This is a genomic window from Octadecabacter arcticus 238 (assembly GCF_000155735.2).
Lineage (GTDB): Bacteria > Pseudomonadota > Alphaproteobacteria > Rhodobacterales > Rhodobacteraceae > Octadecabacter > Octadecabacter arcticus.
The window spans coordinates 167863-189858 of the sequence record NC_020908.1 but is presented as its reverse complement, the minus strand read 5'-3'; the positions used below and the strand labels follow the sequence as shown (position 1 = coordinate 189858).

General features: G+C 58.4%; 23 protein-coding genes and 1 riboswitch. Of the genes, 16 read left to right on the top strand and 7 right to left on the bottom strand.

The features are described 5' to 3' along the window. Positions 1 to 102 precede the first annotated feature (102 nt). Positions 103 to 321, top strand: a riboswitch (cobalamin riboswitch). A gap of 33 nt (positions 322 to 354) precedes the next feature. Together OA238_RS00970 and OA238_RS00965 are read left to right on the top strand one after the other, a co-directional pair. Continuing rightward, entirely contained in the window at positions 355 to 537 is a 183-nt protein-coding gene (locus OA238_RS00970) for a CbtB domain-containing protein (protein WP_044036042.1), read from the top strand. A gap of 18 nt (positions 538 to 555) precedes the next feature. Then, the gene (locus OA238_RS00965) at positions 556 to 1236 is read left to right on the top strand and encodes a CbtA family protein (RefSeq protein ID WP_015493692.1); all 681 of its coding nucleotides are present in this window, start codon (positions 556 to 558) and stop codon (positions 1234 to 1236) included. 46 nt (positions 1237 to 1282) lie between these two features. On the opposite strand, the gene OA238_RS00960 is transcribed toward OA238_RS00965, so the two are convergent. Continuing rightward, positions 1283 to 1603 carry a DUF1636 family protein gene (locus OA238_RS00960; RefSeq protein ID WP_015493691.1) on the bottom strand — a complete coding sequence of 107 codons (321 nt, stop codon included), beginning with the start codon at positions 1601 to 1603 and terminating at the stop codon, positions 1283 to 1285. 62 nt (positions 1604 to 1665) lie between these two features. On the opposite strand from OA238_RS00960, the gene cobW reads away from it, so the two are divergent. Together cobW and OA238_RS00950 are read left to right on the top strand one after the other, a co-directional pair. Further along, the gene (cobW, locus tag OA238_RS00955; RefSeq protein WP_015493690.1) at positions 1666 to 2748 is read left to right on the top strand and encodes a cobalamin biosynthesis protein CobW; all 1083 of its coding nucleotides are present in this window, start codon (positions 1666 to 1668) and stop codon (positions 2746 to 2748) included. Further along, the gene (locus tag OA238_RS00950) at positions 2745 to 3194 is read left to right on the top strand and encodes a GNAT family N-acetyltransferase (RefSeq protein WP_015493689.1); all 450 of its coding nucleotides are present in this window, start codon (positions 2745 to 2747) and stop codon (positions 3192 to 3194) included. The genes cobW and OA238_RS00950 overlap by 4 nt, the downstream gene beginning before the upstream one ends. 2 nt (positions 3195 to 3196) lie before the next feature. Here the strand turns inward: OA238_RS00950 and OA238_RS32420 are convergent, their stop codons facing one another. Further along, positions 3197 to 3370: a hypothetical protein gene (locus OA238_RS32420; RefSeq protein ID WP_044036038.1), complete on the bottom strand. Its 174-nt coding sequence runs from the start codon at positions 3368 to 3370 to the stop codon at positions 3197 to 3199. A 32-nt stretch (positions 3371 to 3402) separates the two neighbouring features. Between OA238_RS32420 and cobN the strand changes: the two genes are divergently transcribed. From cobN to OA238_RS00930, 3 genes are all read left to right on the top strand, one after another. After that, entirely contained in the window at positions 3403 to 7110 is a 3708-nt protein-coding gene (gene cobN, locus OA238_RS00940) for a cobaltochelatase subunit CobN (RefSeq protein ID WP_015493688.1), read from the top strand. 340 nt (positions 7111 to 7450) lie between these two features. Continuing rightward, the gene (tnpC, locus tag OA238_RS00935; RefSeq protein ID WP_015493687.1) at positions 7451 to 8866 is read left to right on the top strand and encodes an IS66 family transposase; all 1416 of its coding nucleotides are present in this window, start codon (positions 7451 to 7453) and stop codon (positions 8864 to 8866) included. A gap of 170 nt (positions 8867 to 9036) precedes the next feature. Continuing rightward, complete coding sequence (locus tag OA238_RS00930; RefSeq protein ID WP_015493686.1) at positions 9037 to 9585, top strand: hypothetical protein; 549 nt, start codon at positions 9037 to 9039, stop codon at positions 9583 to 9585. A 7-nt stretch (positions 9586 to 9592) separates the two neighbouring features. On the opposite strand, the gene OA238_RS00925 is transcribed toward OA238_RS00930, so the two are convergent. Continuing rightward, complete coding sequence (locus tag OA238_RS00925; protein WP_044036035.1) at positions 9593 to 9778, bottom strand: hypothetical protein; 186 nt, start codon at positions 9776 to 9778, stop codon at positions 9593 to 9595. Positions 9779 to 9959: 181 nt separating this feature from the next. Here OA238_RS00925 and cobO point away from each other — a divergent pair, with 181 nt between their 5' ends. Genes cobO through aptA form a run of 5 tightly spaced genes read left to right on the top strand, consistent with a single transcriptional unit; the run spans position 9960 to position 13627 of the window. Continuing rightward, positions 9960 to 10601, top strand: coding sequence for a cob(I)yrinic acid a,c-diamide adenosyltransferase (gene cobO, locus OA238_RS00920; protein WP_015493685.1), 642 nt, complete (start codon positions 9960 to 9962; stop codon positions 10599 to 10601). Between the two features lie 2 nt (positions 10602 to 10603). After that, positions 10604 to 11551: a zinc transporter ZntB gene (locus tag OA238_RS00915; RefSeq protein WP_015493684.1), complete on the top strand. Its 948-nt coding sequence runs from the start codon at positions 10604 to 10606 to the stop codon at positions 11549 to 11551. Between the two features lie 10 nt (positions 11552 to 11561). Further along, on the top strand, positions 11562 to 11897 hold the full coding sequence (locus OA238_RS00910) for a Lin0512 family protein (protein ID WP_015493683.1): 336 nt from the start codon (positions 11562 to 11564) through the stop codon (positions 11895 to 11897). Beyond that, entirely contained in the window at positions 11894 to 12247 is a 354-nt protein-coding gene (locus tag OA238_RS00905; RefSeq protein WP_015493682.1) for a Lin0512 family protein, read from the top strand. The genes OA238_RS00910 and OA238_RS00905 overlap by 4 nt, the downstream gene beginning before the upstream one ends. Before the next feature lie 57 nt (positions 12248 to 12304). Beyond that, positions 12305 to 13627, top strand: coding sequence for an omega-aminotransferase AptA (gene aptA, locus OA238_RS00900; RefSeq protein WP_015493681.1), 1323 nt, complete (start codon positions 12305 to 12307; stop codon positions 13625 to 13627). Positions 13628 to 13690: 63 nt separating this feature from the next. Here aptA and OA238_RS00895 read toward each other — a convergent pair whose 3' ends face one another. Next, entirely contained in the window at positions 13691 to 15346 is a 1656-nt protein-coding gene (locus OA238_RS00895; RefSeq protein ID WP_015493680.1) for a thiamine pyrophosphate-binding protein, read from the bottom strand. A 92-nt stretch (positions 15347 to 15438) separates the two neighbouring features. On the opposite strand from OA238_RS00895, the gene OA238_RS00890 reads away from it, so the two are divergent. After that, entirely contained in the window at positions 15439 to 15966 is a 528-nt protein-coding gene (locus tag OA238_RS00890; protein WP_015493679.1) for an NADPH-dependent FMN reductase, read from the top strand. On the opposite strand, the gene OA238_RS00885 is transcribed toward OA238_RS00890, so the two are convergent. Further along, positions 15963 to 16358, bottom strand: coding sequence for a VOC family protein (locus OA238_RS00885; protein ID WP_044036031.1), 396 nt, complete (start codon positions 16356 to 16358; stop codon positions 15963 to 15965). The two genes, OA238_RS00890 and OA238_RS00885, sit on opposite strands and share 4 nt — an antisense overlap. A gap of 34 nt (positions 16359 to 16392) precedes the next feature. Here OA238_RS00885 and OA238_RS00880 point away from each other — a divergent pair, with 34 nt between their 5' ends. Continuing rightward, positions 16393 to 17187 (top strand): HTD2 family dehydratase, encoded by a 795-nt coding sequence (locus OA238_RS00880; RefSeq protein ID WP_015493678.1) that lies wholly within the window; start codon positions 16393 to 16395, stop codon positions 17185 to 17187. Between the two features lie 8 nt (positions 17188 to 17195). Here the strand turns inward: OA238_RS00880 and OA238_RS00875 are convergent, their stop codons facing one another. Then, positions 17196 to 18230: an NAD(P)/FAD-dependent oxidoreductase gene (locus tag OA238_RS00875; protein ID WP_015493677.1), complete on the bottom strand. Its 1035-nt coding sequence runs from the start codon at positions 18228 to 18230 to the stop codon at positions 17196 to 17198. Positions 18231 to 18303: 73 nt separating this feature from the next. Here OA238_RS00875 and mnmC2 point away from each other — a divergent pair, with 73 nt between their 5' ends. Beyond that, a complete protein-coding gene (mnmC2, locus tag OA238_RS00870; protein ID WP_015493676.1) occupies positions 18304 to 18975 on the top strand; it encodes a tRNA (5-methylaminomethyl-2-thiouridine)(34)-methyltransferase MnmC2 in 672 nt (223 codons plus the stop codon). After that, entirely contained in the window at positions 18972 to 19838 is an 867-nt protein-coding gene (locus OA238_RS00865) for a DMT family transporter (RefSeq protein ID WP_015493675.1), read from the top strand. The genes mnmC2 and OA238_RS00865 overlap by 4 nt, the downstream gene beginning before the upstream one ends. A gap of 9 nt (positions 19839 to 19847) precedes the next feature. On the opposite strand, the gene OA238_RS00860 is transcribed toward OA238_RS00865, so the two are convergent. Further along, positions 19848 to 21947, bottom strand: coding sequence for a lytic transglycosylase domain-containing protein (locus OA238_RS00860; RefSeq protein WP_245581418.1), 2100 nt, complete (start codon positions 21945 to 21947; stop codon positions 19848 to 19850). Between the last annotated feature and the right edge of the window lie 49 nt (positions 21948 to 21996).

Below are 21996 nucleotides of genomic sequence, written 5' to 3'. Positions count from 1 at the left end.
TGCTTTCTAAATATCCCCGCCGGAGGCTCCTGCGTTTATCGCATGCGCGTCGGTAACGGCCAGAACACGCCGGAAACGGCCTTGACCGGTGCCACCGCACAGCGCACAAGAGAAAAGCATGGTTCATTGCAGTCCGGCCAAGCCGGAGTGTGGATCAAATGGGAATGTGGTGCAGGTCGATCCACTTAGGAGGCCAAATGCCACAGCCGCCCCCGCGACTGTAAGCGGTGAGTGTTCGTCCAATCCACTGGGAAACCGGGAAGGGGGCGAAGCGCACATTGACCCGCGAGCCAGGAGACCTGCCATGCGTGATGAAACCAACCGTCGGGGATGACGGGACAAAGGAGACGATACATGACTGCTGACGTTAAAACAATCGCACGCACCCAAACCCGCGCAGACGTAGCCCTGTTGCCAATTGCATTCGCCGCCCTTGCTGGCCTGATGCTGTTGTTCGCATCCGGCTATGCACAAGCGTCCGTGCTGCATGATGCGGCCCACGACCAGCGCCACGCCATGGCGTTTCCCTGCCACTAAGGCAGACGCTTAAACAAAATGACAAAGAATTTGTTGACCAGCGCAGTGTTCGCTGGCGTTGTCGCAGGGCCGATTGCCGCCCTGTTGCAATTCTATTTCGTTATTCCGACGCTGCTTGAAGGGGAACTCTTCGAGACCGGAGCGCGGATTCATTTTGGCGCGGATGGATCACCACAAAGCGACCGTGGGTCGCCTGGAATGGGCGGTGATTTCGGCCGTCATTTGATGACCGTCGGTTTCAACATTGTGACCTATGTCGGCTTCGGATTCTTATTGCTGGCCGCCATGGCTTTGACCGAGATGAAGGGGTTTACTCGGATCACGGCGCGCAGCGGGATCATCTGGGGCTTGGCCGGTTTCATCGCCATTCAAATGGCGCCTGCAATAGGTCTGCCACCGGTTTTGCCAGGCACGATTGGCGCCGAAGTTGAGGCGCGTCAGGCGTGGTGGTTGGGAACGATTGTCGCGTCCAGCATCGGGTTATGGATGATCGCATTTGCGCGGGGACCGATTGCCTTGGCGGGGGTCGTTTTGTTGGCCGCGCCGCAGTTTATCGGTGCACCGCAACTGGATACCTATTGGGGGGTCGCCCCGCCGGAATTATCTGCGCAATTTGTGTCCTATAGTTTGGCCGCCGCCGCTGTGGGCTGGACCTGCCTTGGCTTTTTCGCCGCATGGTTCTGGACGCGCGAAAGTTAGGCGGGAATCCTCTCTACATTTCTATGCGGGAATCCTCTCTACATTTCTATGCGGGAATCCTCCCGACAAGACAAAATCGCAACGCCCCTGCTGGCCGCGCGTCCATGATTTGCCCGTCGGGGCTGGCGGCGTAAAGTTTGGCAAAGGCTTCGATGTCTTCGGGGGTGTCGGGATCAACGCCGGTAAACAAATACGCGGCCTTCCCCTCGGCGCGCACCGCGAGGCTGATGGGTTTGTCGCATACGTTCATACAGTCCGTGGTTTCGACGTTGACGCGTCCAATCAGGGCTTTTGCCAAATCCGCACCGCCTGAACAGCCGGTGCACACAATGAAACGGTCGCCCTTTTTAGCAGAAGTGTCGGCCATCTGACTTTCCTTTCGGCCCCATCCGGGCCACACATTGGAACCACTTTATAAGGATACACTCCATGGCTGCCAAGATTCCTGCCACCGTTGTTACCGGCTTTCTCGGCGCGGGTAAAACCACGCTTATCCGGCACATGCTGGAAAACGCCAAGGGCAAGCGCATTGCGCTGATCATCAACGAATTTGGTGATCTGGGCGTCGATGGTGATATTCTGAAAGGCTGCGGAATTGAGACATGCAGCGAAGACGACGTCGTTGAACTGTCCAACGGGTGCATCTGCTGCACGGTGGCGGATGAATTCATCCCGACGATGGAAATGCTGCTGGGTCGCGACAATCCGCCTGATCATATCGTGATTGAGACATCCGGTCTGGCGCTGCCGCAACCGCTGGTGCGCGCGTTCAACTGGCCCGGAATTTCAACCCGCGTGACGGTTGACGGGGTTATTACGGTTGTGGATGGCAAGGCTGTGTCCGACGGACAGTTTGCCCACAACGTCGCCGCCGTGGATGCCCAGCGCAAGCAGGATGAGAATTTGGACCACGAAACGCCGCTGTCAGAACTGTTTGAAGACCAGATTGCTTGCGCGGATATGATCGTCGTCAACAAGGCAGATTTGCTGGCAGACGGCGAAGCGGACACACTACGCGCGGCGCTGAAATCCAAAGCCCGCGAAGGTGTTCAGGTTGTGACTGCGACGATGGGCGCGCTGCCTGTTGATATTTTGCTTGGCCAGGGTGTCGGCGCTGAGGGTAATCTGGAATTGCGCCACGAGGTGCATCACCACCATCATGATCACGACGACGACCATCACGATGATCATGAGGATCATGAAATTGGCCATGAACACGCGCACGGCCACGACGAGTTCGAAAGCTTTGTCGTTGAACTGGGCGAGATTGAGGATGCGAATGCGTTCGCAATAAAGGTCGCCGATGTGATCCGTGCCCATGATATTTTGCGCCTCAAAGGGTTCGCCGCCATTCAAGGCAAGCCCATGCGTCTGACAGTGCAGGCCGTTGGTCCGCGTGTGGATACGTATTTTGACCGCCCGTTCGGCACGGCTCCGCGTGTAACGCGGCTGGTTGTCATCGGTCAGGCGGGGCTGAAACAGGCGGAGATCGATGCCGCCTTGCGGGCATGATTGTTGTTGAAACAGGCGATCCGTTCGCCCCCCAAGCGCGGGCGCTTCTTGAGGCGAGCCATGCGTTATTGCAAAGCCTGTTTCCAGCCGCCGACAATTACTATCTGAGCATTGAAGCCCTTACTGCCGACAACATTCATTTCTTCACGGCTCGGCGCGGTGATGTGATTGTCGGCGTTGGGGCCTTGGCAGATCACGGCACCTACGGCGAGCTGAAGTCGATGTTCGTTGAAGAAGCATCGCGCGGGCAAGGAATCGCTGATGCGATCATGCGCCAGATCGAAGACCATGCACGCAACCTTGGATTACCAATGCTGCGTCTGGAAACAGGGTCACTTTTGTACGCAGCACACAAAGTTTATGAGCGCCATGGGTTTATAATTTGTGGCCCGTTTGGTGACTACAAAGAGGCGGAATTCTCAATTTTTATGGAGAAACCCCTGTGACGTCAGTCTTTCGCAGCCCCGTCGCTCGTTTTTTCGGCGTTGGCTTTCATCTTGGCGAGAAGTTCTTCTTTTGTCGCGCGCTTATTGGACGGGTTCTTGCCACCGAAAGCGTTGTGTTCTTGGTGGCGCGGTTGGCCTTTGGGGCCTTTAGGCGCGCCAGATGCTTTATAATCCATAATCACTCTCCTATTTGGAAGGCGTTTATCTGATGCATTTGTTGGCGGCAACTCCGGGTGCGATTGATGACGGTAAAGAACCCGTTGATCTGGGGCAAACGCCTGCGGATGTGGTGGTAATTTCTGCGGCTGATACGGAATTGGCGGCGCTGTCAGCGGCACGCAGCGAAATGGCGGAACCGCCGACACTGCGGCTGGCCAGCATGATGCACCTGATCCATCCGATGTCGGTCGATTTGCATCTGGAAACCTGCGCGACCAAATCGCGGCTGGTGATCGCGCGGTGTCTGGGGGGTGTCGGGTATTGGAAATACGGGGTTGAGCAATACGCCGCACGCCTTCGGATCGCTGGCGTGCCCTTGGCGCTGCTGCCCGGTGATGACAAACCCGACGAAGAACTGCGCGCCCTATCGACGGTTGCGGACGCGGATTATGATGCGCTTTGGTCCTATCTGGTCGAAGGCGGCCCCGAAAATTCGACGAATTTTTTGACCTTTGCAAAGGGAATGCTGGATGGCGGCGACGCGCCAGAATTTGCGCGGCCACTGCTAAAGGCGGGCGTGTACTGGCCCGGTGCGGGGATTTCAGACTTGGCCAACGCGCGGCGCGATTGGACCGATGGAGCCCCTGTCGTGCCGATCATTTTCTATCGTGCTTTGGTGCAGGGCGCGGGGTTGAACCCGATCAACCGGCTGGTGAAATCGCTGCTGCACAAGGGGATGAACCCCCTGCCAGTTTTCGTGGCATCGCTGAAAGACCCGCTTTCTCAAGCGACGCTGGAACACCTGTTCACCGACGCGCCACCTGCCGTAATCCTGAACTGCACCAGCTTCGCAGTCGGATCACCCCATGCTGGCGACAGCGCGACGCAGAACCCGTTGGCAGCCCAGTTCACCAACCGCGCGCCCGTGTTTCAGGTTGTTTTGGCAGCGTCATCAGAAGCCGCTTGGGCTGAGGGTTTGGCAGGCCTGTCGGCCCGCGACATAGCGATGAACGTGGCCCTGCCCGAGGTCGATGGCCGCGTCTTGTCGCGCGCGATCAGTTTCAAGGGGGAGGCCTATTTCGATGCGGCCACTGAATGCCCGATTGCCACCTACCGCGCCGTGGGCGACCGCGTGACATTTGTGGCCGACCTCGCGGCGAAGTGGGCCAAGCTGCGGGTCACGCCGCAAGCGAATAAGAAAGTCGCATTGGTACTGGCGAACTACCCCAACAAGGACGGACGGCTAGCCAATGGTGTGGGTCTGGATACGCCCGCAGCGACGGTCCATGTTTTGGGGCTATTGGCGGCGCAGGGCTACGACACCGCCGCCCCAACTGACGCACAGGCGTTGATGGACACCATGATGGCGGGGCCGACGAACTGGCTGACGGATCGCGCGGACCGGATGGGTGGCGAAACCCTACCGCTCGACATTTACAAACAACACTTTGACGCGCTGCCTTTGTCGGTCAGAGAGCAGATCATTGACCGTTGGGGCCCGCCGGAACGCGATCCCTTCATCTTGGCTAATAAACTCTCCCCGAAGGGTCACTCAGACACAGGCTTTGCCCTGTCGATCCACCGCTACGGCAACGCCGTCGTCGCGCTGCAACCTGCGCGCGGATATAATATTGACCCCACCGACACCTATCATTCCCCCGATTTGGTGCCACCGCACAACTATCTGGCGTTCTATTTCTGGCTGCGTCACCACTGGGGCGCACACGCGATTGTGCACATGGGCAAACATGGAAATCTGGAATGGTTGCCGGGCAAAGCGACCGCGCTGAGTGAGACCTGTTGGCCAGAGGTCGTGCTGGGGACCACGCCCCATATCTATCCGTTTATCGTCAACGATCCCGGTGAAGGCACGCAGGCGAAACGACGTGCAGCGGCGGTGATTATCGACCATTTGACACCACCGTTGACGCGCGCCGAAAGCTATGGACCTTTGCGCGATCTGGAGGCTTTGGTTGATGAATACTATGAAGCGGCAGGTGTTGATCCGCGCCGGATTGAGCTTTTGCGGCGTGAGATTTTGTCGCTGTCAGAGGTCACTGGTCTTGGCAAAGACGCAGGCTTTGCAGGCGACGAAGACGGTGATCTGGCGAAACTGGATGCCTATCTGTGTGAGCTGAAAGAGGCACAAATTCGCGATGGGCTGCATGTGTTCGGGCAATCGCCCGTTGGCACGTTGGAACGCGATCTGGCGATTGCGCTGGCCCGCGTGCCGCGTGGTGACGGGACAGGGCGTGATGCATCCTTGTTGCGGGCAATGGCTGTGGATTTAGCGTTGGGGTTTGATCCACTGGATTGTGAGATGGCGGCACCGGCCGCCGAAAGACCTGCCATTTTGAAGTCTGTCAGCACTGATACGTGGCGCACGCAGGGCGATACTGTTGAACGGTTGGAACTGTTTTCACAGGATATCCTTGACGGGAAACACAATGGACCCGGCCCAAGATCGCAAGAGGTCGTTGTGGAAATCATGCAGACGATCCTCCCCGTGGTGGGCGCGTGTGGACCGCGCGAAGGGGCGGGGCTTCTTAGTGCGCTTTCGGGGTATTTCGTGGCGCCGGCGCCATCTGGCGCGCCGACGCGGGGACGTTTGGATGTCTTACCCACGGGTGGGAATTTTTATTCTGTTGATGCACGCGCCGTGCCGACACCGACGGCGTGGAAGCTCGGCTGGAAATCCGCGAACCTTTTGATTGAAAAGCATCTACAGGATCACGGCGATTGGCCGCGTGCGATGTTGGTTACGGCGTGGGGCACGGCGAACATGCGCACCGGTGGCGATGATATTGCGCAAGCGATGGCGTTGATGGGCGTAAAGCCGAAATGGGACGCCGCGAACCGGCGCGTCACAGGGTTTGAGGTGTTGCCGGAGGGTGTTTTGGGGCGACCGCGCGTCGATGTGACCCTACGGATCAGCGGATTTTTCCGCGACGCGTTCCCACAGTTGATTGCGTTGATTGATAGCGCCGCCAAGGCGGTTCAGGCGCTGGACGAAAGTGCAGACCAGAACCCCGCAGCGGCGCGCACCAAAGCAGGTGAGGCAAGCGCGCGGATTTATGGATCAAAGCCCGGTGCTTACGGCGCGGGCCTTCAGGCGATGATTGATGAAAAGCTGTGGGGCAATCGCGATGATCTTGCGGATGCCTACCTCGAATGGGGTGGATACGCCTACGGCGCGGGCGCGGAAGGCGTGCGCGATCGGGTCGGATTCGAGGCGCGGTTGGGTCAGGTTGAGGCGATTGTGCAGAACCAAGACAACCGCGAACACGATGTGTTGGACAGCGACGATTACTACCAGTTTGAAGGTGGTGCTGCCGCGGCGGTTGCCAGTCTTCAGGGGCACGACAGACCAATTTATCACAACGACCATTCGCGCCCGGAACGTCCGATTATTCGCACGTTGGAGGATGAAATCGGACGGGTGGTCCGGTCCCGCGTGGTGAACCCGAAATGGATCGCAGGGGTCAAGCGCCACGGCTATAAGGGGGCGTTCGAAATGGCGGCGACGGTGGATTATTTGTTCGCGTTCGCGGCAACGACGGGCGCTGTGCGCAATCACCATTTCGACCTCGTGGAGGAGGCGTATCTGGCGGATGACGACACCCGCGACTTCATCGCAGAACACAACGCCCCTGCCCTGCGCGAGATGGCGCAGCGCCTGCAAGAAGCGATTGATCGCGGACTTTGGGTTCCCAAGAGCAATTCGGCGCGGGCGCGAATAGGGCGGCTGTTGGCGTGAAGACAGGACGATGTTTGTGCGGCGATATCGGGTTTGAATATGATGGTGAAGGGGACGATCCGCCTCAAACTTGACGCCGCGTGTGCCACGCCATCAGGTTCATAAAAGCAATCACTCGTTAAACAAACCGCTGACCGGCCCCTTCGGGGACAATCATTGCACATGTCCCACTTTAGAATAGGGGGAAAAAATCTAAAACTTTCGTAACTCCCAAGCACCCCAGCCGATAACGGGTTTTTGTCAGTTTTGATGTGAGTCTCCTTGACCATTAGGCGCATGAATTTTCTGTTGTGGTCTGAATTTCGTGGCGCTGTGACGATTTCTCTGAATCATTGGTGGAATGGACCAAGTTACTGCTCTTGAACAACTCCTCGCCACGGCTCTGCGCAGGATCGCCGAGTTGGAAGCCGCGTTGGCGAGCATGGCGCAAGAGAATGCGGATCTGCGGCGTCAGTTGGCCAAGAACAGCAGTAATAGCAGCAAGCCGCCTTCGAGTGATGGGTTGAAGAAGCCGGTACCGCGTAGCCTGCGTGGTAAGTCCGGTAAGAAAAGTGGTGGCCAAGTTGGCCACCGAGGCGACACCCTACGTCAGACAGCAACGCCTGACTTTGTGGAGCGACATGAGGCTGAGGCCTGTGGCACCTGTCAGCATGGCTTGACGGCTGGGATGATCAAGGCGGTGGAGAGGCGTCAGGTTTATGACATACCGGTGCCGCGTCTGGAGGTCACAGAGCATCAGGCAGCGATTTATTGTTGTGGCCATTGCCGAGCCACGACGACAGCCACCTTTCCCGATGGCGTGAATGCACACGTGCAATACGGTAAGCGCATTCGGGCGGCGGCGGTCTACTGCAATGTTCAGCAGCTGATCCCCGAGGATCGGGTCTGCCAACTCCTGCGTGATTTGTTTGGTGCCACCAGCCTATGCGCGGCCAGCGTGACCAACTGGGTGAACGGCACAGCGCGTACCTTGGGTGGCGTCGTCGAACACATTCTGGCCCAGCTCAATGAAGGCGGCGTTCGGCATCTGGATGAGACCGGACTTCGTGTTGATGGTAAGCTGCACTGGCTGCACTCAATCAGCGATCTCGCCTTCACGCATTATCGCATCAGCGCCAAGCGCGGTGCTGTTCCATCCTTCCTGACCGGCGGGACAATTGTTCATGACCACTGGAAGTCCTATTACGCCCATATGAGTGGGGTGGACGCGCACGCCCTGTGCGGGGCGCATCATTTACGGGAACTCAAGGCCATCGAGGAAATCGAAAAGGAGCCGTGGGCGTGCGCGATGAGCGTGCTGCTCAACAGCGCCAATCAGCTCAAGTGCGCGGCTCAGGGGCGAGGCGAGACCGAACTCCCCACGTCGGTTCACCACGGCATCCTCACCAAATACATGGCGATCCTCACCGAGGGCCTCGCCTTCCATGAGCGACAAGACCCACTGGCTAGACGCACTGGTGCGCGAGGCCGAAAAGCCAGGCGGCCAGGCCATAACCTTCTGGTCCGCTTGCGCGACTACCGTGATGACGTCCTAAGGTTCCTTACGGACTTCACAGTTCCCTTCACCAACAATCAGGCCGAACGGGACCTGCGCATGATGAAGTTGCGCATGAAAATCTCGGGAACTTTCCGCACCCTCGAGGGCGCGCAGGTCTTCGCTGACATCAGATCCGTCATCTCGACGGTCAGAAAACACGGGGGCAATATCCTCGAAACACTCACCCTATCACCACAACAGATCATCGCTCGGCTCTAACGTCGCAAGGGCAACACAAAACCCGATATCCGATGGGGTCCTTGGGAGTTACAAACTTTACCGCTATTTGAAAGATAGCCTGTGTTGGTGGCAAATTTACTACATGCATAGGTTGGGCACCTACTGAGCTCTCCAAAAGGGTAACGGGAGGGGAAATAGGGTAACGCATTATGACAGTTAAGAAATTCGCAGCACTTGGTGTGCTGGTCGCAACTTTAATGGGCTGTACGCAAGCGGAAATCACACAACCACCGATTACGGTCACACCAAACGTCGCACGCGATGCCGTCGGGATCGATGTTTACGCGCGGCCACGCGCAGGCGGAACCCCCGCGCCAGCGTTTCGCGGGCAAAACACGGTTCAGATCAGAACCAACGGGCAATTGAACGATGGCGACTTCGGTGAAATATCAGGCGTGTCGTGTCTTTTGGATTCTGGCGTCTATAAGGCCACATTCAACACACCGGCCAACCTGATTGTCCCTGATTATGGTCCGAATTCACCAGCGGTGTTTGTGCGCTGCACGACGGACACGACGGACACGACATCGGGGTCGGTCACGGCCAGTGTCGTCAATATGACGGCGCAGCAGCGCAATGCGTCTGCCGCTGGAACGGGTCTTTTGGGCGCCATCATCATCGGTGCGGTCAATGAAGCGAACCGTGACAATCTGAACGACGATTTTGGCTACAATCCTGTGACGGTACAACTGCGCTAGGCATCGGCTAGGTATCAGGACAGTCGACTTCGACCTGCATCAGGGTCTGTTCGCCCTCCCAGCTTTGTGGGCGGGGCGTGCAGCCCGTGGCGATGAACACCGCTTGGCTGGCGCGGGGGATGATGCTGGCGAATGTCGGGGCGTATTCGGTGTTTGTCCGCAGCAGTTCGACCTGTGTGCCAAGGCGGCGCACCTCAAAGACGCTGGGCGGGCACGCCTTGGAACGCCGGTGACGGCGTGTCGCAGGCGGCCATGCCGATCGCCGATATGATTGACAGTCCTGTCCTGATCCACATTCCAACGCCCCTTCTTGTCTGTTAAGGTTTCTGTCAAGAAACGGTTAACAAACCCTTTATTTCGCATGGGACATAAACATGACTGACGATAAAACCCCAAAGCCGGTGGATCCCACCGCAGACGCAGACCGCCACGCCATGAAAATGGCCAAAAAGAAGGTCGCGCGCGATAAGATCATGGCGACCAAGACTGACAAAAAAGGTCTGGTGATCGTTCACACAGGTAAGGGAAAGGGCAAATCGTCCGCTGCGTTCGGGATGATTTTCCGCCATATCGCCCACGGCATGCCCTGCGCGGTTGTGCAGTTTATCAAGGGCGGCATGTCCACCGGAGAGCGCGATTTGATCCTGTCCAAATTCGCCGATGAATGTGCGTTCCACACCATGGGCGAAGGATTCACGTGGGAAACCCAAGACAAAACCCGCGACACCGAAATGGCGATGGCCGCATGGGAAAAGGCCAAAGAGCTGATCCGCGACCCTGCCAATTCTATGGTTCTGCTGGATGAGATCAACATCGCGATCCGCTATGATTACGTGCCGATTGCCGACGTTGTCGCGTTCTTACGGGATGAGAAGCCCGACATGACCCATGTGGTTTTGACGGGGCGCAATGCACATGTTGACCTGATCGAGATAGCGGATTTGGTCACTGAAATGGAACTGGTCAAACACCCGTTCCGCAGTGGCATCAAGGCGCAGATCGGCGTGGAGTTCTAAGCATGTTGCCGACCCCCGTTTGTGCGTTTGACATTACCCCTGACGGGGTCGCGACGCCTTGCGGGGTGGATGACGCACAGAGCGCGGGTTGGCGATGGTTGCATTTTGATCTGGCCGATCCGGAGCTTGGTGATTGGTTGCGCGACACAGTACCCGCGTCGGTTGCTGCCGCACTGCAATTGCCAGAAACGCGGCCACGGTTTGATATGCTTACCGAGGGCGCGTTGATTAATTTACGCGGTGTGAACCTGAACCCCGGGGCAATGCCGGAAGACATGGTTGGCCTGCGGATATGGGCAACGGCGGATCGCGTTATCACCGTGCGCAGGCGCAAGATCATGGCGTTGGATGCGGCGCGCCAAGAGATGGCGTTGGGCCACGGCACCAAGACACCGTCGGCGTTTCTGGCTGAGGTTGCAGAGGGGCTAACGCGGCGTATTGAGGTCGTATCCCTGACCTTGGAAGACCGCGTGGACGAGATTGAAGAACTGATGGTGACGCGCAAACAGATTGACGCGGACGAGGTGCTTGATCTGCGCCAGTCGTTGATCAAACTGCGCCGTTTCATTGGCCCGCAACGCGAAGCGCTGGTTGATTTTAGTGTCGCCAAAGGTGGCTTGCCCGATATTGAATCTGCACCTCATGTGCTGGAAACCGCCAACCGCGCCGCACGCACAGTCGAAGCGCTGGACGCCGCGCGTGACCGGATGGCGGTGATGCAGGAACATCTTGATATGCAAACGGCGGCAGCACTTGGGCGCAATGGCTATGTCCTGAGCATTGTTGCCGCGATTTTCCTGCCGCTGGGTTTTTTGACCGGATTGTTCGGGGTGAATATCGCCGGCATGCCGGGAATGAATACGCCCTGGGCGTTTGCCGCGCTATGTGGTGTATCGGTGGTGCTTGGGCTGGTTTTATACCTGCTGTTTCGCGCATTAAAGTGGCTTTGAGGGGGACGTAATGACACGACTTTTGACAGAATTTGGCATGGGGACGTCGCTCCGCCGTCAGGATTATACGCAAGCCGCGAAGCGGGCGTTGCAGGACGCGCTGTGGCACAATTCGATCAATCTGGCGGAACTGTACGGCCAACCCAAAGAAGCGATGCAGATCACGGTTGAGATTGGCGTGCAGCAGCCCGACCGTGTCGATACCGATGCTTTGCGCGATATCTTTCCCTACGGGCAATTGACGTTTGTGGTCGTGCAAGGCGGGCTTGATGTGCCGCGCCCTGACGGGTTGCCAACGGTAATCGCGAATGTTGCCCTGTCAATCGCATTGGAGTTACCCGCATGAGCGTTGATCAGAGATTTATCATCGAAATGGGCATGGGGAATGATCTTTATGGGCAGGATTACACCAAGGCTGCGCGCCGTGCGATTGAAGATGCCTTGCGTCATTCGTCGATCCCACTGTTTGAGGCCACTGGTTTAAGCCACGATGCGATGCGCGTGGTCGTGACCGTTGGGGTTCAAGACCCGAGCGCGGTGGATTGCGCGGCGTTGGTCGATGGATTGCCAAGGGGCCGCGCAACGGTCCATGCGGTGAAGGGCGGCTTGAACGTCACCAACCCCGACAACGGAAATGTCATCGTGATCGCGTCAGCCGCGGTTGAGGCGTTCTTGCCCAAGCAGCACAAGGGCTGATCAGGAGGCTTGGCAGCGCAAAATTTGCGTGTCAGGGTCATCCCAAAGGAGCCCCCCATGCCAGATACAGCCCGCACAAACCCGACGGTACCCAACGACCTTGATAGCTTTTGGATGCCATTCACCGCAAGTCAGGCATTCAAAGAAAACCCGCGCCTGATCTCGAAGGCGCAAGGCGTGCGATATACCACAATTGACGGGCATGAATTGCTGGACGGCACAGGCGGGCTTTGGTGCTGTAATGCGGGTCACAATCACCCAACGATTACCAAGGCCATTCAGGATCAGGCCGCGACGCTGGATTTTGTCCATAACTTCAATCAGGGCCATCCGCTGGCGTTTGAAGCGGCAGCGCGGGTCACAACGCTTGCGCCCGGTTTCGATCATGTGTTTTTCACCAATTCGGGGTCCGAGGCGGTGGATACGGCGCTGAAGATCGCGCTGGCCTATCACACCGCACGCGGTGACGGGAATCGGCGCATTCTGGTGGGCCGCGAAAAGGCCTATCACGGGATCAACTTTGGCGGCCTGTCAGTTGGCGGGCTTGGGCTGAACAAGGGGCAATTTGGCACGCTTTATCCGTCTACCGCGCACATGCGCCACACATGGCTGCCGGAAAACGCCAATTCGCGCGGGCTGCCAGAACATGGCGCCGAACTGGCGGATGATCTGCAACGCCTGTGCGATTTGCATGGCGGCCAGACGATTGCGGCGGTTATTGTTGAACCGGTTTCTGGCGCTGGCGGGGTGTTTCCACCGCCTGTTGGCTATCTGAAACGCCTGCGTGAAATCTGTGATGCGCACGGCATTCTGATGATTTTTGATGAAGTTATTACCGGTTTCGGTCGCATGGGCACGCCGTTCGCGTTTGAAGCGTTTGGGGTTCAGCCGGACCTTGTGACCTGTGCCAAAGGCATGACCAACGCGACCGTGCCGATGGGTGGCGTTTTGGCGACGGCGGCAGTGCGGGATGCATTCCGCAACGGCCCCGCAAAAATGCCTGATCTGTTCCATGGCTACACCTATTCTGGCCACCCGCTGGCGTCAGCGGCCTGTATCGCAACGTTGGATGCCTACCGCGATGACCAGATTTTCGAGAACGCGGCGGCGATGGCCGGCCCTTGGGAGGATATGCTGCATTCGCTCACCGATATTGCTGCCGTGATGGACGTGCGCAATTGCGGCATCCTTGGTGCGGTCCATCTAAAACAGGACGGCGCTGTCGGAGATGCAGGGCGCGCAGCCTACGCCGGATTGTGGGACGCTGGATTGATTGTGCGGCCTGTGGGCGACGCGCTGTGTCTGTCACCGCCGTTGACGATCACTCAAGATCATGTGGATGAGATTGGCGCGAAATTGCGGGCGCAGTTGGCGGGGTAGACGCCAGAATTGAGTTGTATTTGCCTTAAGAGGTGAAAAACGAATTTTTCACCTCTTATGAAGCTAGGGCGCGGCAAGCCCGCTGAGTGTCAGACTGGTCGATAGCGCGTCTTCGCTGACGACCAGTTCAATCACCGCGAGGGTGCCGCTGGATTGTGCGCGGTTGAAAGCATCGGCGAAGTCTGCGGTTTTCGTTACGGTTTCGCCGTGGCCGCCGTAGGCGCGGGCGAGGGCTGCGAAGTCGGGATTGGCGAGTATCGTGCCAGACACGCGACCCGGATAGTGTTTTTCCTGATGCATGCGGATCGTGCCGTAGCGCCCGTTATTAACCACCACGACGATGGGTGTGGCACCGTGCTGCGCGGCGGTCGAAAGTTCGTTGCAGGTCATCTGGAAACAACCGTCCCCCGCGAGGCAAACCACTGTGCGGTCAGGATATTCGATTGAGGCCGATATGGCGGCGGGAAAGCCATAGCCCATTGAGCCAGACGTCGGGGCGAGCTGTGTGCCGTGTTGTTTGTAGACGAAATAGCGGTGCAGGAAGGCGGCGTAGTTGCCCGCTCCGTTGGTCAGAATTGCATCGTCAGGTAGGGTGTCGGACAGCCACGTGATGACCTGTTCCAGCTTAACATCACCGGGGGTTTCATGGGGTGTTTTCCATGTGTCGTAGTCGGCGCGCGCGGATTTGGTCCAATCGATCCAGTCAGTTCTTGATGCAGGCAATTTTGACAGCGCGCGGATGAACGAAACCGCGTCGGCGGTAACGGCAAGGTCGGGTTGATAGACGTGGCCGTGTTCATTGGCATCGGCATGGACATGCAAAATCGCGCAATGGGGGTTTGCAGGGTCGATCAGGCTGTAGCCTTGGGTTTCGATGTCACCAAGGCGCGAGCCGATCACGAGCAACGCATCGGCGTCACGCACGCGCTGCGCCAGTTTTGGGTTCACCCCGACATTCAGATCGCCTGCATAGTTTGGGTGACGATTGTCGAGGTAGTCTTGCCGTCGAAAGCCCAGCGCGACAGGCAGGTTTTGCACTTTCGCGAAGCTGGCCAGATCAATGGCGGCTTGCGGTGACCAATGCGGACCACCGACGACGACGAGGGGGCGTTTGAACCCGCTCAGCCAGTGCAGCGCGTCCGCCGCGACATGTGTCAGATCGGGGGCGAGTTTGGCGATGGGTCCGTCGGTGTCGCCAACATCTGCAAGGGCCGACAGCATGTCTTCGGGCAGCGCCAGAACCACCGGACCGGGGCGGCCAGACGTTGCGACATGAAACGCGCGGGCAATGTATTCGTGGAGGCGGGCGGTGTGGTTCACCTCAGTCACCCATTTGCACAAGCCGCCGAACATCGCTTTGTAATCAACCTCTTGGAACGCCTCACGGTCGCGGTCCTCAGCGCGGATTTGACCGACGAAAAGGATCATCGGCGTGCTGTCCTGCATCGCGATATGAACGCCCGCGCTGGCATTTGTGGCACCGGGGCCACGGGTAACAAAGGCGACACCGGGCTGGCCCGTCATTTTACCGTAGGCGTCCGCCATCATCGCAACGCCGCCCTCTTGACGGCAAACGATATTGTCGATGCCCGCGTCATACAGACCGTCGAGCGCGGCGAGGAAACTTTCGCCGGGAACAGAAAATACCCGCCGCACGCCGAAGCGAACCAGCTGATCGACAAGGATTTGACCGCCGTGTCGTGTCATGGGGCGTTGCATAAATATTCTCCAATTTCTTGGCGATACCATGGGGCACTGGTCAGGGAGTGCAAAGCCTCTATTTAGTCAATTCAACATTGCTTGGAGGCACCATGACTTATCTTCTCGGACTATCTGGATCACTGCGCCGCGATTCGACGAACACCAAATTGATGCGCGCGGCGGCGGCATCTTTTGGCGGTGATCTGCAGATCGCCAACTTGCGTCTGCCGCTTTACGATGGGGATCTGGAACAGGCTGATGGTATTCCAGCGGATGTGCAGACCTTAGCGGATCAGATCAAAGGGGCGCGGGCCGTTATCATTTCCACCCCAGAGTACAACAAATCCATTTCGGGCGTTTTAAAGAATGCGCTGGATTGGGTCAGCCGCACCAAAGGCGCACCGTGGTCGGCCAAGCCCGTCGCGATCATGTCCGCGACGGGTGGGCGGTCCGGCGGTGAGCGGACTCAGACCGCATTGCGCGCCTGCATGATGCCGTTTCGCCCGTTGATTTTGCAGGGCCCTGAAATGTTGCTCGCCGCGAGTTCCGATCAATTCGATTCAGACGGCAAACTCATCAGCGAGCACTACCAAAAGACACTAGATGATCTGATGGCAGCGTTGCGCGATATCTCCTAAACTGGATTGGCGATTTCGATCAGGTTGCCATCGGGGTCGCGGATGTAAATCGACATGATTGGCCCCGTCGCGCCAGTGCGCGGGATGGGGCCGTCTTCAATTGGCACGTCCAACGCGACGAAATGCGTGACCCAATCTGCGATGGGCGTGTCGCTAAGAAAACAAAGGTCGCCACTTCCAGACAGCGGATGTGCCGCTTTGGGGTCAAATTCAGCGCCAGTTTGGTGCAAGTTGATTTTCTGCTGACCGAATTTTAAGGCGATTCTGGTTGAGCCGTCTGCGACCTTAAATTGATCCAGCGTCATGCCCAAAACGGTCCGGTAAAACGCTGTAGTTTTGTTGATTGACCTTACCGTCAGGACAAGATGATCTAAAGAGGTGAGATTGGGCACTTGTAGGCTCCGTTCGGATTGATAAGCGGAAGTTATGACAGAACACAGCACAGCGACGCAAACCCTGACCGATGTCATGGACCCCGCACGTGCGCGGGCATTGCAGGCGACGTTGGGGATGGAACAAACCATTGAAAGTGGCAGCGCGTTGCCGCCGTTCTTTCATCATATCTATTTCTGGGATCCGCAGCCGCCTGAGAACCTCGGGCGTGACGGGCATCCCGCAATTGGCGGGTTTGTTCCAGATATGGGGCTACCGCGACGGATGTGGGCCGCGGGGCGGTTGATGTTTCACGGCCCGCTGATGGCGGGTGCTGTGGCTGAAAAGACGTCAGTGATTGAAGGCGTGACGCGTAAGACGGGGCGGTCCGGACCGCTGGCATTCGTGCGGATTCGCCATGATATTCGCCAACGCGGGACCGTCGCGCTGACGGAATGGCAGGATTTGGTCTATCGCGAAGACGGTGGTGAGCCGCCAGCCCACCCTGACGCAAGGACAGATGAGACGCAGTCTGAAGTGGTGAGTTTCGACACCACAGCGTTGTTTCGATATTCCGCGCTGACGTTCAACGGACACCGCATTCATTATGATCGCCCCTATGCATGCAGGGTCGAAAAATATGATGGTCTGGTCGTGCATGGGCCATTGCTGGCACAGCACCTGATGCTTATGGGCGCGCGCCAGTTGGGTAAACCAATAACCGAGGTTACGTACCGCGCGACGGCGCCGCTGACCTTGCCGCATTCCGCAACGTTGTGTTGGGCGGATGGGGCGGCATGGGTGCGCGGGCCAAATGGAGAGCAGTGCATGCAAGCCCAGATGCGCTAGGCGTTACGCTAAAGACTCGCTTGCGGATCAAAGTCCGTTGGAATTGTGTTGTCACCCCTCAGGATGAATTGAGCCAGTTTATCCGCCGCCAGCGGTGCCATCCCGAAGCCGATCTTGAAGCCACCATTGGCAATAAATTCACCGTTTCGAAACGGATGGGCCCCAAGCATCGGGGCGCGGGTGCGCGCGCGCGGTCGCACGCCTGCCCAGCGACAGATTTCGTGGGCATCTTGCAGGACAGGAACTGCAGCGCGGGCTTTGGCGACAAGTGCGTCACATTGCGTGTCAGTGCTGGTTGGATCGTCGAATTCGCGTTCCGTGGTTGACCCGATCGCGGTGGTGCCATCCGCGTGGGGGATGATGTGCAGCCCATCGACGAACAATTGCGGCGATGTGCGGGCATCATAATCCAGCAGCACCGCTTGGCCTTTTATGCCCGCGCCGACCATGCGTGTGTGTTGATTGGTCAGGTGTTCAAGGCCCTGCCACCCCGTCGCCCAGACAACGGCACCTTCGTCTGGCGCATCCATCACAACTTCCCCGCCGCGCGCCAAGACTGCCGCTGCCAAAGCGGCGCAGCCTTGCGCCGGATGCAGACGCGCCGTGAGGGTGTCATGAATATAGAGGCCAGTCAGGGAGTGCGGGGCAAAGGCGGAGGGGGCTTGGATGATTTCCCAGATCGCGCGGTCCTGCCAGTGGGTCATCGCACCTGCGATGCGGTCTTTGGCAAGCGCGACGCCCGCCTCACTTGCGATGGGTTGTAGTCGCCCCGTGCGCCCGTACCCCGATGCAAGTCCTCCAGCCACATCGACCTCACCCCACCAGTTTTCCGCCATGAGCAGGCTTTCCAGTTGAAACGCCTTTTTCGGGTTCCATTGTTCTGGCACGTGCGGCGCCAATGCGCCGACGATTCCGCCGGATGCGCCTGAACCGACGCCATTTGGATCAATCACGCGCACGGTTGCGCCTGCTGTAAGGCAAGCCCACGCGACGGATAAGCCAAACACCCCTGCCCCGCGCACAGTTACATCTACCGTTGCCATCGCCGCTGCCTGCTCTCATTGTCGCGCCAAAGCTGCGCATTGATCTAGGCGCAAACCAATAGGACACAATGACATGACAGACCAGCGGGCGAGCGTGGAATGGCGCGACGGAATCGTGCCTGTATCAGTGCTATTTGATGACCCGTATTATTCGATCGATGATGGGGTCGCGGAAACGCAGCACGTTTTTTTGGGCGGCAATGAGTTGCCAGCACGGTTTCACAGCGGGTTTCATGTGGCCGAACTGGGTTTTGGCACGGGGCTGAACTTTCTGGTGACGCTGGCCGCGTGGCGGGCCGCGGGGGGTGCCGGTAAGCTGCATTTTACCAGTTTTGAGGCCTATCCGATGCAAGTGACCGAGATGCTGCGCGCCCTGCAGGCATTTCCCGACCTGCCGATTGATGTTTTTGCCACCGATTCGGGCGCGGACGTGCTGGCGCCTGCGTTGCACGGGCCAGATTTTGAATTGACGGTTGTTGTCGGGGATGCGCGTGACACGCTGGCTGATTGGAACGGACATGCGGATGCGTGGTATCTGGACGGGTTTTCACCTGCCAAGAATCCAGAACTCTGGGAGGACACATTGCTGGCGCAGGTCGCAGCACACACGGTCAGCGGCGGCACTGTTGCGACGTATACGGCCGCCGGATTTGTGCGGCGCGGGCTTGCGGGCGCCGGTTTCACGGTCAGTCGTGTGCAAGGGTTCGGACGCAAGCGGCATATGACGCGCGGGGTGCTGTCGTGACCACCCAAAACATCCGCCTCGGCATCATGTTGATGATCGCCACGACATTCGTGTTTGCCATGCAAGACGGGATCAGCCGCCATTTGGCGGGGCAATATAATGTTATGATGATCGTCACCATTCGTTACTGGTTCTTTGCGGCCTTCGTCATCGCTCTTGCGCGGCGGCAAGTCGGGTCTGTGCGCAAAGCGGCGGCCACGACACAACCTGTATTGCAAATCTTTCGCGGGCTGCTTTTGGCGTCAGAGATTTGCGTCATGGTGTTTGGGTTCGTGTTGCTGGGCTTGGTTGAGGCCCACGCGATATTTACCTGCTACCCCCTGTTGATCGCCGCGTTGTCTGGCCCGATCTTGGGTGAGCAAGTCGGCTGGCGACGGTGGGCGGCAATCGGGATCGGGTTCATCGGCGTCTTGATTATCCTGAAGCCCGGTTTCACGGTGTTCAGCCCAGCAGCGGCGATCCCGCTTTTGGCGGCATTCATGTTTGCGCTTTATGGATTGCTGACCCGATACGCGGCGCGACGCGACAGCACAGCGACGTCATTCTTTTGGACGGGTGTCGTAGGGGCGGTGGCGCTGACCCCGTTGGGGCTGTGGATGTGGGAACCGATGGCGGGACCCGATTGGTTGTGGATGGCCGCGTTATGCATCACCGGCGTGACGGGGCATTGGTTGCTGATAAAAACCTATGAAGTCGCCGAAGCCAGCGCCGTCCAGCCCTTTGCCTATTTGCAATTGGTGTTTGCCAGCTCCATCGGTCTAACCGTCTTTAATGAGACCTTGTCCCCGAACGTGGCGATTGGCGCGGGGTTGGTTGTGTCCGCAGGCATGTTCACACTGTGGCGGGCGCGACGCGCGGCCTAGGTATTTGCGCTAGTCATTGGCGCGGGCGACAGGTCGCGTGGGTTGCGGGCCTGTTGGTGGCACAGGTTCGACCTCTCCAGCGCGACGAACCGGCGGGCGCAGCTGGGTTGGCGCGGCTTCAAGAATGGCATCGACTGTCCGTGAGGGTCGCGCGACGGGGCGGATCACGGGCGCTTCGCCAACAAGAATATCCATAAACCGCACAGGGCCAATCTGGCCTGTTAGCCGCGCACGATAGACCGGAATGCCTTCGGTGACGCGCATGACGTAGTTGCGGGTTTCGCGAAACGGGATGTGTTCAATCCAGTCAATGACGTCCACTGGATCGGGGTTCAGCACACTGAGGCGCGGATCGCCACGCTCCGTTATCCAAGATTTCGGGCGGCTGGGGCCAGCGTTATAGCTTGCCGCGATCATCACGGGGGAATTGCCAAATTCGCGCGTCAAATACGCGAGGTATTCTGACCCGAGGGTTGTGTTATAGGCCCAATCCGTCGTCAAACGGCTAAGACTGTAGGGCATATCTAGCCAGCCCGCGACCTCTTGTGCGGTGGCGGGCATCAATTGCATCAGGCCCAGCGCGCCGACACTGCTGCCCGCATCGGTGCGAAATTCGGATTCCTGACGCGCAATCGCAAGTGCGAGCGCGGGTTCGACAGGCAGGTCGAGGTCCGCCATCGGGTGCACGGGGAAGTATGCGTCCTGCACCAAAAGATCACCTTGCACAGCGGTTTTGGCAATCAGAACAGTGTAAAACGGATCCCCAAGGTCCATAAACAACGCGCCGAGTTGCCCGATTTCCTGCCGTGTCATGCCCGCCGCCGCATCCCGAAAGAACAACACGGCCAGGCCACGTTCGCCTGCATCAAGCAAGGCCAGTCCAGCGCGGACCAAGTCGGCATTGAGCATCGGGATGCTGCGCCAGTCACCAAAATCTTCGCCACCCACGATGTCGGCGCTCAACGTCAGGCCGAGTTTTTCGGCCGACAGCAATCCATAAAATGAGGTCTGGTGCTGCGCACCCATTCGAAACGCGGTAATTGCGGCGTCGGCGTTGCCTAAACCCTCATGAGCGCGGCCAAGCCAATAGCCCGCACGGCCCTTGGAAATCGGGGACGACACAGAGTCGTCAAAGCGCTGGAAATGCACCAGCGCGGCGTCGTAGTCTTTCATGTGGGTCAGTGCGATGTAGCCCGCCAGCCATTCAAGATCGCTGTAATTGTCCTCATCCGGTTGGATAAAGTGCTGCGTGGCAAAGCGGTAGGCCACGTCGATGTTGCCTTTGCGCATGTGCCAACGCGCAAGGATGCGCCGCCATGACCCCCAACGCCAAGGAATACCAAGACGTTCGGCGCTGTTGGATTGCGCGGTGAGGATGATGCTTGCTTGGGTCCAGTCACCCCGATCCACAAACCGGTTGAACCGATCATAGTGCAGGCCGGGGGTGTCTTGCAGGCGGTCTGGTATCAGGTCTTCCCGCGCCTCAATATCGCTGTCGCGATTGATGTTCGCAAGGCGCGCGCGGATCAGGGCCTGTTGGCCTGCGTCCAGCAGCGGTACAACATTGGCCACATCGCTGGTGCGCCAACGCCACAGCAACATGTCAGCGCGCGCAAAATGGTGCGGGGCCACGACATCGGCAAACGCATTGACGATCGCTTGGTGAGAGGCCGTTGTGAAGGCTGAGGTGAGCCACAAATCGACCAGCATCGCTTCGGCCGCATCGCGGCGGCCATCCGCTATCAGGGCGTTGGCATATGCGACAGCGCCCTGTCCAGTTTCGGCACCCGATCCGTCAAAGAACGTCAAAACATCATCATTGGGAATCGTTTCATCAATCACGCGTTCTGCATTGGCGCGGATCGCATCATTGCCGGGCCACTCGGAACGCCGTTCCAGAAAGGCTGTGTAGCTGGAGAACGTAAAGTCGGTGCCTGTGTCGCGAAGCTGCATCCATTCAAGCAAATCTTGTTCCACCGCCGAACGATCGGCGAGGCTGTCATAGGCCCCGTCAGCGTCACCGTTCGCCAACAAGGTAAGCGCGCGCGAGAACGGCGATGTAGCGTCTGAATTAGAGACATTCTTCGCTGTTGCAGGGGATGCCAACAAAATAGCAGCTACGCATAGTGTCCTAATCGTCAAAATTGTCTGACCCCCC